We start from the raw sequence: 17,844 nt of genomic DNA, 5'->3' as shown, positions 1-17,844 counted from the left end.
GTCGGCATGACGTAGGCGTCGCCTCCGTCCTCGCTCTCGCGGTGAAGGCGGTGATGGAACAGGATGCCCTCCTGCAGCGGCGCGAGCGGATAGATGTCCTGCACGTTGCGCACGCCGCAGGGCACCTTCGCCACGAGGCGGTCGATCTCGTCCTGCCCCAGCGCGAGCAGCGGCAGCATCTCCGGCGTGATCGCCTCTGCCGACTCGTCGATGCGGTAGTCGAGCCGATCGACGCGCCGGCCCTCGCGCAGCAGCGCGATCAGCTCCGCCTTGCGCTCGCGCAGCGCCTGCACCAGTGTCGTGTCGGCGAGCAGCCGCGCGTCGCCCTGCAGCGCGAGCTTCTCGCCGTCGAGGCGCAGCGTGAGGCCGCGCGAAGCCAGCGCTTCGAGCAGCTCCGACGATGTCACGTTCTGATGGCTCACAGGACGATCTCCTCGATCTGCACGGTGGCCGCGGCAAGCTCGGCCAGCGTCGCCGCGTTGAACACCATCTGCACGTCGACCTGCAGTTGCTGCTCGCCCATGGCGTGGATCAGCTGTATCGCGAGCGCCGAATGCCCGCCGAGCTCGAAGAAATTGTCGTGGCGGCCGACCTGCGCCACTCCGAGCAGCTCGCCCCAGAGCGCCGCCAGCCGGACTTCGATTTCGGTCTGCGGGGCGGCGTAGGCCCGACGCGCAAGGCCGCTGTCGTCGGGTGGCGGCAGTGCCTTGCGGTCGAGCTTGCCGTTGGCGTTCAGTGGCCAGGCCGCGAGCACCACGTAGGCGGCGGGCAGCATGTAATCGGGCAGCTGCGCACCGAGTTGCGCGCGCAGCTCGGAAGGCTCCGGTGTCATGCCCTGCTCTGCCAGCAAGTAGGCGATCAGGCGAGGTTCACCGGGCTGACTCGCGTCTGCCATCACCACGGCCTCGCGCACGCCGTCCAGCCGCGCGAGCCTTGCCTCGATCTCGCCGGGCTCGATGCGGTAGCCGCGGATCTTCACCTGGTGGTCGTTGCGGCCCAGGTACTCGATGCTGCCGTCGGCGCGCCAGCGACCCAGGTCGCCGGTCCTGTACATGCGAGTGCCGCCGCCGGCATCGAAGGGATCGGGCAGGAAGCGCTCCGCCGTGAGCTCTGGTCGCCCAAGGTAGCCGCGCGCGACACCGGCGCCACCGATGTGGATCTCGCCCGCGACGCCGATGGGCACCGGCTCGCCATGCGCATCGAGCAGATAGACGCGCGCGCCCGGCATCGGCCGGCCGATGTGCGGCACCGCGCCTGCGACCGGGCCGCAGGTGGCATCCACGCTGCATTCGGTGGGGCCGTACATGTTGTGGAACTGCACCGAGCCGGCCTCGGCAAGGGCTTGCCAGGTATCGGCGTCGAGCGCCTCGCCGCCCAGCAGCAGCTTGCGCAGCGAGGTGCCGCGCCGCTGCGGAAATCCCGTCGAGCGCAGCATGCGCAGGTGCGAGGGCGTGCACTCCATCGCCTCGATGGCGTGGCGCTCCAGGAAATCGAGCAGCGCCTGCGCATCGAGACGGGTGCGCTCGGGCAGCAGGAACACGCTGCGGCCGAAGGCCAGCTGGCCCCAGGCCTTCACGGCCATGTCGAAGCCGAAGGAGGAGTTCCAAGCCACGCGCCTGCAGTCAGGCGCGGGCCCGTGGATGCGCTGCTCCATCCCGCGCAGGAAGTTCAGCACATTGCGGTGCTCGACCATCACGCCCTTGGGCTCGCCGGTCGAGCCCGAGGTGTAGATCACGTAGGCCAGGTGCGCCGGGGTCAGCCCCACAGCACCGGGATCGGGGTCGAGCCCTGGCTCATCCCTCCATGGAGACGTGGCGCCATCGAGCACCAGCACCGCGCATCCTTCGGGCACCGCCAGGCGCCCCAGCAGGCGGGTCTGGGTCAGCACCGCCACCGGCACGCTGTCGCGCAGCATGTGGGCGAGTCGGTCGTCGGGATGCACCGGGTCCAGCGGCACGCAGGCGCCGCCGGCCTTGAGCGTGGCCATCAGTGCCACGCCCATGTCCACGCTGCGCTCCAGGCACAGCGCGACGCGGTCGTCGGGACGCAGGCCCAGGCCGCGCAGGTGGTGGGCGATGCGATTGGCGCGGGCGTTGAGCGTGGCGTAGTCCAGCGCTTCGTCTTCGCACGCGAGCGCCAGCGTTCGCGGCTGGCTCGCGGCCTGCGCCTCGAACAGGCGATGCAGAAGTTCACCTTCGCCGCTTTCACCGGCTGCGGCATTGAAGCCGTGCAGCACCTGCTCGCGCTCCCGTGGCGCCATCAGGCCGATGCGCTCCACCGGCGCGGCGGCATCGGCTGCCATGCCGCGAAGCATCGCCACCAGTGCATGCCAGTGGCGCCGCACCGTGGCCTCGTCGTACAGCGCGGTGGCGTAGTTGAACTGGCCGACGATGCGATCGTCCTCGGGTTCCAGGTCGAGCGAGAGATCGAACTGCGCGCTGCCCGCATGGCTGGCGAGGTTGTCGAACTCCAGCCCTTCCAGCGCCAGCCGTGCGCGCGGCGTGTTCTGCCATGCCAGCCGGACCTGGTAGACCGGGTTGAAGGCGCTGGAGCGCTGCGGGTTCAGCGCTTCCACCACCTGCTCGAAGGGCACGTCGCGGTGCTGCTGGGCCTCCAGCGCGACCTGCTTCGCTTGCAGCAGCAGCCCGCCCACGTCGAGGCCCTCGTCGACATCGAAGCGCAGGGCCTGTGCGTTGACGAAGAAGCCGATCAGCGGCTCGAGCTCTGCTCGGTCGCGCCCCGCGACGGCGCTGCCGAGCACCACGCGCGGCTGGCCGCCCAGGCGCGCGAGCACCGCCGCCCATGCCGCCAGCACCACCATGTAGACGGTGACACCGTGGCGCTGCGCCAGGGCGCCCAGTTCGCGGGTCAGTGCCTCGTCGATGTCGACCTCGATGCTGGCGCCGCGATAGTCCTGTTGCGGCGGGCGTGGCCTGTCGGTGGCCAGGCCGATCAGCGGCGGAGCGTCGCGCAGGCGATCCACCCAGTAGCGCAGCTGCGCCTGCGCGGCTTCGCCCTGCAGGCGCCGCCGCTGCCATGCAACGTAGTCGCCGTACCGGATCGGCAGCGCCGGCAGCGGATCGGGTTCGCCACGGCTGAACGCGCCGTACAGCGCCGAGAACTCGTGCGCCAGCACAGCCAGCGACCAGCCGTCGCAGACGATGTGATGCATCGTGAGCAGCAGCACATGCTCATCCGCGGCCAGTCGCAGCAGGCGTACGCGCAACGGCGGCTCGCGCTCCAGGTCGAACGGCGCGGCGGCCTCGGCCTGGCACAGCGCGCGCAGGGTGCTGTTGCCGAGTTCGTCGAGACCGTCGATCTCATGAAGGCTCACCGCCATGCTCTGCGCCTCTTCGATGCGCTGGCGCGGCTGGCCGTCAACCACTACGAAGCGCGCGCGCAGCGACTCGTGCCGCGCGACGATCCTGTCCAATGCGCGCTGCAGCGCGATGCGGTCCAGCGCACCGCGCAATCGCAGCGCCGCAGGCAGGTGATAGGCCGCTCCGGCCTGCGCGTCGATGCGCGTCACGTACCACAGGCGCTGCTGCGAATGCGAGAGCGGCAGCAGCACGCCGCGCTCCGCGGCGACGATCGGGTCGGCCACATCGGGCACTGCGTGCATCACCTCCGCGGCAAGCTCCGCGAGCCGTGGCCGCGCGAACACCGTCGTGAGCGCCAGCTCGATGCCGAAGCGCTGGCGCAGCTGCGAGATCATGCGCACCGCCAGCAGCGAATGGCCGCCGAGGTCGAAGAAGCCGTCGTCGCGGCCGATGCGGGCCACGCCGAGCAGCGACTCCCATATCAGCGCCAGCGCCTGCTCATGCTCGCCCTCGGGTGCGCGGTAGCCGCGCCGTGCATGGGCTTTGTCGTCAGGTGCTGGCAGCGCGGCGCGGTCGAGCTTGCCGTTGGCGTTCAGCGGCAGCGCGTCGAGCGGCACGAAGGCGGCAGGCAGCATGTAGTCGGGCAGGCGTTCGGCCAGGCGCGCGCGCAGCTGCGACGGATCGTTCGGCGGGCCGAGCGGGTCGGCGACCACATAGGCCAGCAGGTGCCGTTCCTCATCGCGTTCCGGCGTGGCGATCACCGCCGCTTCTAGGATGCCGTCGATGCGCATCAACTCGGCCTCGATCTCGCCCGGCTCGATTCGGAAGCCACGGATCTTCAGCTGCCGGTCGTCGCGGCCGAGGAACTCGATGGAGCCATCGGCGCGCCAGCGGCCGAGGTCGCCGCTGCGATACATGCGCGGAGATGTGCCCGCAGGAGCGGCCACGAACGGGTCGCTTGCGAAGCGCTGCGCGGTCAGCTCGGGGCGATTCAGGTAGCCGCGCGCCACGCCGGCTCCGCCGATCCAGATTTCGCCGACCGCGCCGAGCGGCACCGGCTCCCCATGCGCATCGAGCAGATAGACGCGTGCGTTGGCGACCGGGCGGCCGATATCGAGCGGCGAATCCCCGGCGTGGCAGCGCGCGACGGTGGCGTTGATCGTGGTCTCCGTCGGCCCGTAGGCATTGGCCAGTGCGGGGCGATGTCCCTCGCGCCGCCACCAGGCATCGAGCGCGGCCGCGCCGACCGCATCGCCGCCGATCACGATCTGGCGCAGCGACGGCGGAAAAGCCGCTTCGGACGACAGCGCCAGCCGCTGCCAGAACAGCGTCGGCAGATTGGCCACGCTGAGCCCGTTCTCGCTGCACAGCTCGCACCAGCGCGCGGGCTCGGCGAGCCATTCGTCGGTGCGCAGCACCAGCGTCGCGCCATGGCTGAGAGCGCCGAAGATCTCCTCGCCCGCGACGTCGAAGCTCAGGCTGGAGAACTGGAGCACCCTGTCCTCCGCACCGAAGCCGTACAGCGCCTGCAGTGCCGCGATCTGGTGGGAGAGCTGCCGGTGCTCGACCATCACGCCCTTGGGCGTGCCGGTGGAGCCGGAGGTGTAGATCACGTACGCGAGGTGCGAGCCGTCTTCGGGCAGATCCCTTGCTTCGGGCGGGTGCACGGGATCGTTCACCAGCGGCTCGTACCCGTCGAGCGCGATCGTCGTGCAGCGCGGCGGCGGACGCAGGCGCGGGCGCAAGGTGGAATGGGTCAGCAGCACCGCCGGCGTGCAGTCTTCGAGTTGCCAGGCCAGCCGCTGGTCGGGGTAGGCGGCGTCGAGCGGCGCATACGCGGCCCCGGCCTTGAGCGTGCCCAGTACCGCGACGATCAGGTCGAACCCGCGCGGCAGGCACAGCGCGATGCGGTCCTCTGCGCCGACGCCCAAGCCGCGCAGGTGGTGCGCGAGCTGGTTGGCGCGCTGGTCGAGCTCGGCATAGCTCAGTCGTTCGCCATCGTGTTCCAGCGCGATTGCTTGCGGCCGCAGCGCGGCCTGTTGTTCGAAGGCGGCATGCGCGAACGCGTGCGCGGGCAGTGCGGGTGCGCTCTGGGCAAAAGCGTGCAGCAGGCGGTCACGCTCCGCATCGTCGAGCAGCGCGATGCGCTCGACTGGACGGCTGTCGTCGCCCTCGACCATGCCTCGCAGCATCGCCACGAGCGACTGCCAGTGGCGGCGCACCGTGGCTTCGTCGAACAACGACGTGGCGTAGTTGAGCTTGCCGACGATGCGATCACCCTCTTCCTGCAGATCCATCGCCAGGTCGAACTGCGCACCGCCCGGCAGGCTCTCGACCCGCTCGACCTCGAGGCCCGCGAGTTCCAGAGCAATCGGCGGCGTGTTGTGCCAGGCCAGCATCAGCTGGAACACCGGGTGATGGGCCATCGAGCGCGGCGGATTCAGCAGCTCTACGAGGCGCTCGAAAGGCACGTCCTGGCGTGCCTGCGCCTGCAGCGCGATTTCGCGCACCTGCGCCAGCAAGTCGGCCACGCTCGGGGCGCCGTCCAGCGCGATCTTCATCGCCTGCGTGTTGATGAAGCAACCGATCAGCGGCTCGACTTCCACGCGGCCGCGGCCGACGTGAGAACTCCCGATCACCACCTGCCGCTGGCCGCCGTAGCGCGCCACCACCGCGGCCCAGGCTGCCAGCACGACCATGTACAGGGTCGCGCCGTGGCGCTGTCCGAGCGCGCGCAGGGCACGCGTGGTGTCTGCGTCGATGCCGACCTCGATGCTCGCGCCGCGATAGTCCTGCAATGCGGGCCGAGGGCGGTCGTGCGGCAGCTCGACCAGCGCCGGCGCGCCTTGCAACTGCTCGGCCCAATCGCGAAGCTGGGCCCGGGCCGTCGCGCCCTGCAGATGACTATGCAGCCAGGCGGTGTAGTCGGCGTACTGGATGGCCAGCGCCGGCAGGCGCGGCTGCTGCCCGTCCCGCAGCGCGCTGTAGGCGGCTGCGAACTCGCGCATCAGCACGCCCAGCGACCAGCCGTCGGAAACGATATGGTGCATCGAGACCACGAGCACATGGTCGTTGGCGGCGATGCGCAGCAGGCGGCCACGGATAGGCGGGCCTGCTGCGAGATCGAAGGGCTCGGAAGCGGCTTCGCGGCACAGCGCTTCGATGCGTGCCGGTCCTGCGGCCTCGATGTCTTGCTCGCGCAATTCGAAACCGCGCGGCGGGTCGATGTGCTGCCGAGGCTGTCCATCCGATTCGACGAAACGCGTGCGCAGAGCCTCGTGCCGGGCCACTACATGATCCAGTGCTGAGCGAAGGGCCGCGCTGTCGAGTTCGCCACGCAGCCGCAATGCACCGGCGATGTGGTACGCGACGCTGGCTTGCGCATCGACACCGGAGATGAACCACAGCCGCTGCTGCGCCGGGGACAGGGGCAGCGGGCCGCTGCGGTCGGCAGGCACGATCACGCCCAGCGCGCCGGGGCCCGACTCGGCCACGGCACCGGCCAGCGCGGCAAGGCGCGGCCGGGCGAACAGCGTGGCGAGCGGGAGTTCGGCGTCGAGGCGCTCACGGATCTGGGAGATAAGCCGGATGGCGAGCAGGGAGTGACCGCCGAGTTCGAAGAAGTCGTCGTCGCGGCCGATCTGCGGGATGTCGAGCAGATCGGACCAGATGTCGGCGAGGGCTTGTTCGAGTTCGCCCTTTGGCGCTTCGTAAGTGCGCTGGCTGTGAGCCTCAGGCGCAGGCAGGGCCCTGCGGTCGAGCTTGCCGTTGGGGGTCAGCGGCAGCGCATCGAGTGCGACGTAGGCCGAGGGAACCATGTACTCCGGCAGGCGCTCGCGCAAGGCAGTACGCAGCAAGGACGCGTCCAAGGCGTCGACGAGGACGACATAGGCCACCAGTCGTTTGTCGCCCGGCTGGTCTTCGCGCGCGATCACCGCTGCTTCGCGGACTCCGTCGAGTCTCGCCAGCTGTGCTTCGATTTCGCCCAATTCGATCCGGTAGCCGCGCAGCTTCACCTGATGATCGTTGCGCCCCAGGTACTCGATGCTGCCGTCGGCACGCCAGCGGCCAAGGTCGCCGCTTCGGTACATGAGCGTGCCTTCGTGGTTGAACGGATCGGGCACGAACCGCTCGGCGCTCAGTTCGGGCCGCGACAGATAGCCGCGAGCCACCTGGGCTCCGGCCAGGTAAAGCTCACCGACGACACCCACCGGCACCGGATTGCGCTGTGCGTCGAGCACATGCATGCGGCTGTTGCCGGCGGGCTTTCCGATCGGCGGCAGGTCTTTCCATTTTTCGGGAAGGCCGCTCAGCGTGTGCGTGCTGACCACGTGCGTCTCGGTCGGTCCGTAGTGGTTGTGCAGCCTTGCCTGCGGATGCCGGGAGAACATCCGGCGGATTGCCGGCGTGATGCGCAATTGCTCGCCCGCAGTGATCACGTCCCTCAGCATCGGCAGCGGCGCATCGCGCTGCGACCACAGCTCGCAGAGGTTCTGCAGCGCGATGTAGGGCAGGAACAGGCGTTCCATCGACTCCTCCGCGAGCCATTCGGCCAACGCCGGAAGGTCCTGGCGCAGTTCTTCGCGCAGCAGCACCAGCGTGCCGCCGCCGGCCAGCGTCGAGAAGATCTCCTGGAAGGCGACATCGAAGCCCAGCGCCGCGAACTGCAGCGTGCGCGCGGGTTCGGGCAGTTGCTCTCGCTGCCACTCCAGCAGGTTGGCCAGCCCACGATGCGGCATCGCCACACCCTTGGGCTCGCCCGTGGAGCCGGAGGTATAGATCACGTAGGCCAGATGCGATGCAACTAGTCCTTCGACCTGCAGGTTGTCGGCGGAGACTTCGGCCCAGGCTACGTCGGTTTCATCGAGCGGTACCGCTGCGACGTCCGGCGCGAGCCGTTCGATCGAAGCTTGCTGGCCCAGCACGACCGCAGCCGCGCTGTCGCGCAGCACGTGGATCAATCGCTCCTTCGGATACGCCGGGTCCAGCGGCACGCAGGCACCGCCGGCCTTGAGCGTGGCCAGGGTCGCGACCACCATCGCGAAGCCGCGCTCGGCGCAGATGGCGACACGGACATCAGGTCCGACGCCGAGCCCGCGCAGATGCCGTGCAAGCCGGTTGGCCCGCTCGTTGAGTACGCGATAGCTCAGCTGCGCGCCATCGAGCTCCAAGGCAATGCGCTCGGGATGTGCCACCGCTTGCCGCTCGAAGGCCTCGTGCACCAAGGCAGTCGCGTCGCATGCGCGATGCGTTTCGTTGAAACCATGGACCACGCGCCGGTGTTCCCCGGCGGGCAGCACATCGAGCGTCATCAGCGACCTGTGCGGCTCCTCTTCCAAAGCCCGCGAAATCGATTGCAAAGATTGCTGCATGAACTCCGCAATGCGCTGGGCCGACAGCGAAGCATCGACCTGCACCGTCAACCCGAAGCCGCTGCCGTCGTCATCCACATGCAGGCCGAACGGATAGTTGGTGCGGTCGCGCACGTCGAGCAGGCGCATGCCGTCGAGAACTTCGGTGCGCGCAAGCCGGCCGTGCCTGTAGTTGAGCAGGGCCGAGAACAGGGGCACCTGCGCAGGCATCGCACTGCATCGCTGGGCCAGCACCAGCGATGCGTGCTCGTGGCGAAGCAGCGCGCTCAGCGCGGCGTGGGTTTCGTGCAGTCCCTGCACCGCTCCACGCCCGCCCAATGCAATGCGCACAGGCAGCGTGTTGATGAACATGCCCATCGCGCGGTCGATGCCTGCGCCGCCCTGCATGCGCCCGAAAAGCACCGTGCCGAACACGACGTCGTCGCGACCAATGCAAGCCGCCAGCACACGCGCCCAGGCCAGATGGAACAGGCTGGCCGTGCTCACTCCGTGGCGCATGGCCAGTACGCGCAGTTGCGACGACAAGGCGGATGGCAACATCAGCCGCGCCTGCTCCGCCTGCGAGCCATCGCCCTGCACGTCGAGCAGTCCGAACGGTGCCGTGGGCTCGTCCACATCGCCGAGCATCGCGCTGAAGAACGCTTCGTGTTCGGCTTCGCTCACGCCCTGGCGCGAGCTTGCGACGAAGTCTCGGAACGGCACCGGCGCGGGCAGCCCGTCAGCATCACCGCGCTCGACGGCCGCGATCTCCTCCACCAGCAACTCCAGCGCGGTGTGGTCCATCACGAGGTGGTGATACGACAGCTGCAGCAGCCAGTGCCCGCTGGCTTCGTCATGTGCGGCGAAACCATGCAGCATGGGTGCGCGGCGCACGTCGATGCGCAGGCCGCGCACCCGCGGATGCTCGCGCAGGCGCTGCTGCGCAGGCAGCGTTCCCGCCGCCAGCGTCAATGTCTCGGGTGCGAATTCGATGCGCCGCCACACTACCTGCACGGGCTCGGCGAGGCCTTCCCAGTGGACAGCGGTGCGCAGGATGTCGTGGCGCTCGATCACCCGCGACAGCGCCGCGATGAAGCTGTCCATGCGCGGCCTGCTGTCGAACTCGAGCAGCGTCGGCAGCACGTAGGTGTCGGTGTCGCGCTCCAGCAGGTGATGGAACAGCAGGCCCTGCTGCAGCGGTGCGAGCGGATAGATGTCCTGGATGTTGGCCGCGCCGCCCGGGGTGGCTTTCACGATCCGCGCGATGGCGGTCGGGTCGAGCCTGACCAGCGTCAGCATCGCGGGCTCGATGGCTTCGCAGCCCGGTGGAATCAGGTTGGGCGGCACCGCTGCCGCGTCCTCGCCGCGCCGGATCGTCGAGGCGAAGGCGCGCAGCTTCGGGTGCGTGAAGAGCGAGCGGATGTCGGTGGACCAGCCGCGCCGACGCAGTTGTTCGAGCAGCCGGATGGCGAGCAGGGAATGGCCGCCGAGTTCGAAGAAGTCATCGTCGCGGCCGATCTGCGGGATGTCGAGCAGATCGGACCAGATGTCGGCGAGGGCTTGTTCGAGTTCGCCCTGTGGCGCTTCGTAAGTGCGCTGGCTGTGAGTCTCAGGTGCAGGCAATGCCTTGCGGTCGAGCTTGCCGTTGGGGGTCAGCGGCAGTGCGTCGAGCGAGACGTAGGCCGAGGGAACCATGTACTCCGGCAGGCGCTCGCGCAAGGAGGTACGCAACGCGGACGCGTCCAAGGCACCGGCGAGGACGAGATATGCGACCAGCCGCTTGTCGCCCGGCTGGTCTTCGCGGGCGATCACCGCTGCTTCGCGGATTCCGTCGAGCTTCGCCAGCTGTGCCTCGATCTCTCCGAGCTCCACGCGATAGCCGCGCAGCTTCACCTGATGGTCGTTGCGCCCCAGGTACTCGATGCTGCCGTCGGCGCGCCAGCGGCCAAGGTCGCCGCTTCGGTACATGCGGGAACCTTCCTTGCTGTCGAACGGATCGGGAAGAAAGCGTGCTTCGGTGAAGTCGGGCTGCGACAGGTAGCCCCGAGCGACCTGCATGCCGCCCAGATAGAGCTCCCCTGCAACTTCCACCGGTACCGGATTGCGCTGCGCGTCGAGCACGTAGATGCGACTGTTGCCGACTGGCTGGCCGATCGGCGGCAGGTCTTCCCATTGCCCGGGTGCGCCGCCCAGCGTGTGCGTGCTGACCACATGCGTCTCGGTCGGTCCGTAGTGGTTGTGCAGACGTGCCTGCGGGTGCTTGCCGAACATGAGCCGGATCGCTGGCGTGATGCGCAATTGCTCGCCCGCAGTGATCACGTCCCTCAGCATCGGCAGCGGCGCACCGCGCTGCGACCACAGCTCGCAGAGGTTCTGCAGCGCGATGTAGGGCAGGAACAGGCGTTCCATCGACTCCTCCGCGAGCCATTCGGCCAGGGCCGGAAGGTCCTGGCGCAGTTCTTCGCGCAGCAGCACCAGCGTGCCGCCGCCGGCCAGCGTCGAGAAGATCTCCTGGAAGGCGACATCGAAGCCCAGCGCCGCGAACTGCAGCGTGCGCGCAGGCTCGGGCAGTTGCTCTCGCTGCCACTCCAGCAGGTTGGCCAGCCCACGATGCGGCATCGCCACACCCTTGGGCTCGCCCGTGGAGCCGGAGGTATAGATCACATAGGCCAGGTGCGATGACGAGAGCCCTTCGACACGCGGGTTGTCCGAGCAAGCTTCGACCCACGCTGGCACGTTCTCGTCGAGCAATATCACGGCCGCATCGATCGGCATCAGGCGCTCGATCAATCCACGCTGGCTCAGCACGACCCTCGAGCCACTGTCGCGCAGCATGTGGGTCAGCCGCTCCTTCGGATATGCGGGGTCCAGCGGCACGCAGGCGCCACCGGCCTTGAGCGTGGCGAGGATCGCAACCACCATCTCGAAACTGCGCCCGGCACAGATCGCCACGCGGGCATCCGGGCCGACGCCGAGCTCGCGCAGATGCCGCGCGAGCCGGTTGGCCTGTTCGTTGAGCGCTCGGTAGCTCAGCTGCGCGCCATCGATTTCCAAGGCGATGCGCTCGGGGTGCGCTGCCGCCCACTGCTCGAATGCCTCGTGCACCAAGGCAGCCAAGTCGTATGCACGATGCGTGTCGTTGAAGCCATGGACCACGCGCGAATGCTCCGCAGCCGGCAAGACTTCGAGCGCCAGCAATGCCCTGCCCGGCTCTTCTTCCAGGGCTGCCGCAAGCGCCCGCAGTGCCTGCTCGACGAACCCGCACACGCGTTGCGCGGACACCGAGACATGAATCTCGGCGGTAAGCACGAAATCCTCGCCCAGGTCATCGACGTACAGGCTGAACGGATAGTTGGTGAGATCGCGGCCGCCGATGTAGTGGATGCCTTCGACGATCTCGATTTCGCCTTCGCCGGAAAAGCTCTCGCCGCGGCTGTGCCTGTAGTTGAGCAGCGCAGAGAAGACCGGCGTGTTCGGCGCCAGGCCGCTGCAGCGTTGCGCCAACGTGAGCGATGCATGCTCGTGGCGAAGCAGTTCGCTCAATGCTGCGCGCGTCTCGCGCAGGCCTTGCACCGCTCCACGCCCGCCCAATGCAATGCGCACAGGCAGCGTGTTGATGAACATGCCCATCGCGCGGTCGATGCCCGCTCCGCCCTGCATGCGTCCGAACAGCACCGTGCCGAACACGACGTCGTCGCGACCGCTGCAAGCGGCCAGCACACGTGCCCAGGCCAAATGGAACAGGCTGGCCGTGCTCACGCCGTGACGCATGGCGAGCGTACGCAGCCGTGACGACAGGACCGACGGCAACATCGACTTCGCCTGCTCGACCTGCGAGCCATCGCCCTGCACATCGAGCAGGCCGAATGGCGCCGTGGGCTCGTCCACATCGCCAAGCATCGCGCCGAAGAACGCTTCGTGCTCGGCCTTGCTCACGCCCTGGCGCGAGCGCGCCACGAAGTCGCGGAACGGCACCGGCGCGGCAAGGCTCTCGCCGCGCCCCTGCAGCAGCGCCACCACCTCGTGCAGGATCAGCTCGGTGGTGGTGTGGTCCAGCGTCAGGTGGTGATGCAGGAGCTGCAGCAGCCAGCGCCTCGACACAGGGTCGAAGGCCGCATGGGCCTGCAGCATCGGCGCACGGCGCAGGTCGAGGCACACGGTCCGCGCGTTCGCGTGGGCCTGCAGTTGCGCCTGTACATCGCCATCGGCCGGGTCGAAATGCTGCTCCTGCAGCATCAGCGAGGCGCTACGCCAAACCACCTGCACGGGCGTGTCCAGCCCCTCCCACTGCACGGCGGTGCGCAGGATGTCGTGGCGCGCGATCACCTGCTGCAGCGCAGCCACGAACCGGTCGAGCCGCGCACGATCGTCGAAACGCAGCAGCGCCGGCAGCACATAGGCATCGCCTTCGCCCTCGCCCTCGCCTTGCAGCAGGTGGTGGAACAGGATGCCTTCCTGCAGCGGCGCGAGCGGATAGATGTCCTGGATGTTGCGCATGCCGCCCGGAACGCCGGCGGCGATCAGGTCGATCTGCGCCTGCGTCAGGCTCGCGAGCGGGAGCATCTGCGGCGTGATGCGTTCGCATTGCCCGGGAATCGCATTGGCCGGAACGGGCGTCGGCGCGACGGCTTGCCGCATCCCCGCCATGCTGGCCGCGAGCGAACCCAGCGTCGGTTCGGTGAAGAGCTGACGGATGTCGACCTCCAGCCCTTCGCGCTGCATGCGCTCGACCAGCCGCACCGCGAGGATGGAATGCCCGCCGAGTTCGAAGAAGTTGTCGCCGCGTCCGACCTGCTCGATGCCGAGCACTTCCGCCCACAGCCTTGCAAGCGCCTGCTCGGCCGCGCCCTGCGGCGGTTCATGGTCGCGTTGCCGGCGCCAGGCGTGAAGCTCGGGCACGGGCAGCGCCTTGCGATCGAGCTTTCCGTTGGGCGTCAGCGGCAGTGCGTCCAGCGGGACAAACGCCGCGGGGATCATGTAGTCGGGCAGGCTTCTGCCAAGTGCCGTGCGAGCGGCGGAAGGATCGAAGGCGGTGCCTGCATCGGCGAACACGAGGTACGCGACCAGGCGCGGATCGCCCGGCTGGTCCTCGCGCACGACTACCGCCGCATCGGCCACGCCTTCGAGCCGCATCAGCCGTGCCTCGACTTCGCCCGGCTCGATGCGGAAGCCGCGGATCTTGATCTGCTGGTCGTTGCGTCCGAGGTACTCCAGGCTGCCGTCGGCGAGCAGGCGGCCCATGTCGCCGCTGCGGTACATGCGCGCGCCCGGCACGCCGCTGAACGGATCGGGCACGAAGCGTTGCGCATCGAGTTCGGGCCGTCGCAGGTAGCCGCGCGCCACGCCCGCGCCGCCGACATGGATCTCGCCTGCGCAGCCCACAGGCAGCGGATGGCCGCGTGGATCGAGCACATACAGGCTGAGGTCGGGAATGCGCTTGCCGATCAGGCTCGAGCCGGCGCGCCCCGCATCGTCCGGGCCGAGCACGCGGCAGGTGACGTGCACTGTCGTCTCGGTGATGCCGTACATGTTGACAAGGCGCGTGCCCAGGTTGCTCTGCTGCGCGTACCAGGGCACAAGCGTGGCCGTCTCCAGCACCTCGCCGCCGAGGATCACATGGCGCAGCGCATGCGCCGGCGGTTCCTTCGCCGCGGACTGGAATGCGGCAGCGAACTGGCGGAACGCGCTGGGCGTCTGGTTGAGCACGGTCACGCCCTGCTCGCACACTAGGCGATGGAATTCCTTCGGCGCACGGCTGACAGCGTGCGGCACGATGACCAGCCGGCCGCCGTGGAGCAGCGCGCCCCACAGCTCCCACACCGAGAAGTCGAAGGCGAAGGAATGGAACAGGGTCCATACGTCGTCGCGGCCGAAGTCGAACCAGCCGCGCGTCGCGGCGAAGAGGCGGCCGACCTGCGCGTGCTCGACCATCACGCCCTTGGGCAGCCCTGTGGAGCCGGAGGTGTAGATCACGTAGGCCAGGTGCGATGGAGCGAGGCCTTCGACCCATGGATTGCCGGTGGGAGCGTTGGCCCACGGCGTCTCTTCCCATGGCAGGTCCAGACGCACCTGCCGGCACGAAGCCGACACCGTCAGATGGTCGAGCGAGGCGCCATTACCGATCAGCGCCACCGGCGCGCTGTCGCACAGCACGTGGGCGAGACGTTCGTCCGGATGCGCCGGATCCAGCGGCACATAGGCGCCGCCGGCCTTGAGCGTGGCCAGGATCGCCACGACGATCCCGGGCCCGCGCTCCATGCAGATCGCGACGAGCGCATCCGGGCCAACGCCCAGCTCGCGCAGATGATGAGCCAGCTGGTTGGCACGCCGGTCGAGCTCGCCGTAGCTCAGCCGCTCGTCTTCGAACTGCACCGCGATGGCATCGGGGTCTCGCTGCGCCTGGCGCTCGAACAGCGTATGGATCAATGAAGGCGCGCCCGTATCGAGCACCGGCCGGTTGAAGCCATGCGCCACCAGTTCGCGCTCGGCTTCGTCCATCAGCGGCAGCTCGCCCACGGGCGTGTCCGGAGCATCGGTCGCCGCGCGCGCCAGCACCTGCAGCCGCCGCAGGTGCGCGGCCATCTCCTGTGCGGAGAGCAGCGCCGGGTCGTGGTTGAACTCGATGTGCACCGGTCGCCCCTGCTCGTAGTCGCGCACATAGACCGCGAGCGGCTGGCGCTCGTAGCCGTTGTGCAACGGGAACACCGCGCTGCGGATGCCTTCGAGCCGGATGTCACCCTGGAAGCTCTCGATCGACAGGGACATGTCGAACAGGCCCCGGCGCTCGCCCGTGCCGGCCAGCAACTCGCGGTGCAGGTCGGCCAGCGGATAGCGCTGGTGGCGATAGCACTGCTTCAGTTCGGCCGCGACGCGGCGCAGCGTCTGCGCGAAGGTCTCGCGCGGATCGACCGCGATGCCCACAGGAATCGCGCCTGAGAACATGCCGGGCATGCGCCTTTGCGCCGCGGTGGTGCGGTTATGCACCGGCATGCCGATCACGACTTCACCTTCGCGGCCTTCTTCGCGCCCGTGCAGTCGTGCGAAGTACACGGCCAGCAGCGCAGCCAGGAAATGCGTGCTCGATGCGCCCTGCGCCCCGGCCACCTCGGTCAGGCGGTCGTGGTCCTTGCGTTCCAGCTGCCAGACCGCCTGCTCGACCTTGCTTCGACCCGCATGGGCGCGCCGGGCGAGCCCTTCCTCGAACAGCGGCGCGGCAAGGCGTGCATGGCGTTGCAGCCAGAAGGCGCGGTCTCTCGCGTAGCGCGGCGAGGCCTGGTATTCGGCGTCCAGGCGGATGAAGCCGGCATAGTCGTCGCCCTCACCGTCGCCGTCCCCCTCCTCTTCGACCGCAGTCTCGCCGCGCCCGAGACGGTTGTAGGCCTCGGCGATGGCGTTGCCGGTCAGCGAGACCGACCAGCCATCGGCAACCAGGTGATGGAAGCACGCCAGCCAGTAGCCGTGTTCAGGCGCGACCTGCAGCCATTGCATACGCCACAGGCGCTGGCCGTAAAGGTCGAAGGGAGCCAGGAAGGCGGCACGCAGGTGCGCCCAGGCGCTCGCTTCGGGGTCGGCTTCGCCGCTGAAATCGAAGCGCTGCAATATCGTGCCGCCGGCGGCGGCGGCGTCATCGGGCGTGGCGAAGCGCTGCATGGCCTCGCCGTCGTTCCCGCGCTCGAGCACGACGCGCAGCGCCTGGTGGCGTGCGACGACGGCACGGATCGCCGCTTCGAGCCGGTCGAGGTCGGTCGGCCCGTCGAGGCTGGCCGCAACGCCGATGTTGTGGCAAGGCAGGTCGGGCGCCAGCGACTGGTCGAGCCAGACGGCCTGCTGGGGCGAGCTCAGGGAGTGCAGGATCCGGCCGTTCATGCTTCACCGCCATCCGGTACCAGCGTTTCCAGCCGGCGCAGGCGCCGATGGAATAACGCGAAGACTGTCAGCACGAGGCCGGCCGCGCCGGTCGCGAAGAACAGCAAGCCGATGCCCCGGCCCGGCCCGGTGCCGAACCAGGCACCCACCACGGTGTCGCCGAGCGCGCCGCCCGCGCGCATCGCCGGCTCCAGCACCGCGTCGGCGAGCCAGCCGCCGGCCAGCAGCACCGCGCACATCACCAGCATGTTGGATGCGGCGATCAGGGCGAACACGCTGCCCTGCCGGCCCGCCGGTGCCTTGCGCATCCACAGTGCGTGCGAACACGCGACCGAGGTGCTGCCGCAGAACAGGCAGACGAATGCCGCCGCGCACCACAGGGCCGGCGTGGTCACGCATCCCGCCACGAGCACGGCGGCGCATTGCAGCGCGTCGCAGGCCAGCACCCATTGCATCAGCCCTTGCCGAAGCCGCGCGGTGGCGACCAGGATCGAGCCGAGCAGGCCGCCGACGATGCCCACGGACATCACCAGGCCCAGCACGCCGCTGGAGTGCGTGGACAGCACCAGCGGCGTCACCATGGCCGTGGCCAGCACCATCAGGCACTGCACCAGCGCGCCGTAGCCGAGCAGAGCGCGCATCAGCGGCTGCTCGCGCAGGTATGCGAGCGCGCCGGAAAAGCTGGCGCCCGCGCCGCGCCACAGCGACGCATCGCGCCTGGAAGCTCCGCCGTGGCCCTGTCCGCCGCGCACCTCCGCCCCGGCGCGGGTCAGTGCCGCGAACACCAGCGCGGCCGCGGCCAGCAGCAGGCACAGCTGCGTCGCCATCACGCCCTGCAGGCCGCCCGTCAGCGACATCAGGAAGCCGGCCGCGGCGGGCGCGCCGACCTGCACCAGCGCACGCGAGATGCCGGTCAGCCCGCCTACCTGGGCGAAGCGGTCCTTCGGCACGAAGAGGCTGACCGCCACCCGGATCGACGGACGCCGAAGCGCCCCCACCGCCGCCGCGACCGCGGCGTAGGCATACAGCGCGCCGACGCCGAGCCGGCCAGAGAGCAGCGCCATCACGATCGCGAAAGTGCAGGCGATGGCAGCGATGTCGCACGACAGCACCACCCAGCGCCGGTCGTGGCGGTCGGCAAGCACGCCGGCGAAAGGCGTGACCAGCATCGCCGCCAGCGCGGCGGCCAGCACCGAGAAGGAGTAGTCCTGCGCCGAGCCGGTGCGCGAGAAGATCCAGACCCCCACGGCGAAGCTGACCAGCGTGGTGCCCAGATCGAAGGCGGTTTCGCTCAGCCAAAGGAGCAC

3 protein-coding genes (1 of these 3 only partly in view) are annotated in these 17,844 nt (G+C 69.2%); all 3 read right to left on the bottom strand.

All coding sequences use genetic code 11. The features are described from left to right. Tightly spaced (each overlapping or abutting the next), the 3 genes in view from EJP69_RS13700 to EJP69_RS13690 form a layout consistent with a single transcriptional unit that may run on beyond the window. Positions 1–422, bottom strand: partial view of a non-ribosomal peptide synthetase gene (locus tag EJP69_RS13700; RefSeq protein ID WP_126470634.1) — the 5' portion only. The gene continues 3,124 nt to the left of window position 1, outside the view; 422 of the gene's 3,546 nt are visible here — the first part of the coding sequence; it begins with the start codon at positions 420–422; the stop codon falls past the left edge of the window. Continuing rightward, positions 419–16,537 carry a non-ribosomal peptide synthetase gene (locus EJP69_RS13695; protein WP_126470632.1) on the bottom strand — a complete coding sequence of 5,373 codons (16,119 nt, stop codon included), beginning with the start codon at positions 16,535–16,537 and terminating at the stop codon, positions 419–421. Before EJP69_RS13695 ends, EJP69_RS13700 begins: the two co-directional genes overlap by 4 nt. Further along, on the bottom strand, positions 16,534–17,844 hold the full coding sequence (locus EJP69_RS13690; protein ID WP_170217102.1) for an MFS transporter: 1,311 nt from the start codon (positions 17,842–17,844) through the stop codon (positions 16,534–16,536). Before EJP69_RS13690 ends, EJP69_RS13695 begins: the two co-directional genes overlap by 4 nt.

Origin of the sequence: Variovorax gossypii (genome assembly GCF_003965815.1) — a bacterium.
GTDB classification, from domain to species: Bacteria; Pseudomonadota; Gammaproteobacteria; order Burkholderiales; family Burkholderiaceae_C; genus Variovorax; species Variovorax gossypii.
The sequence above is the reverse complement of the archived record's forward strand: the minus strand, read 5'-3'. Positions and strand labels throughout refer to the sequence as shown.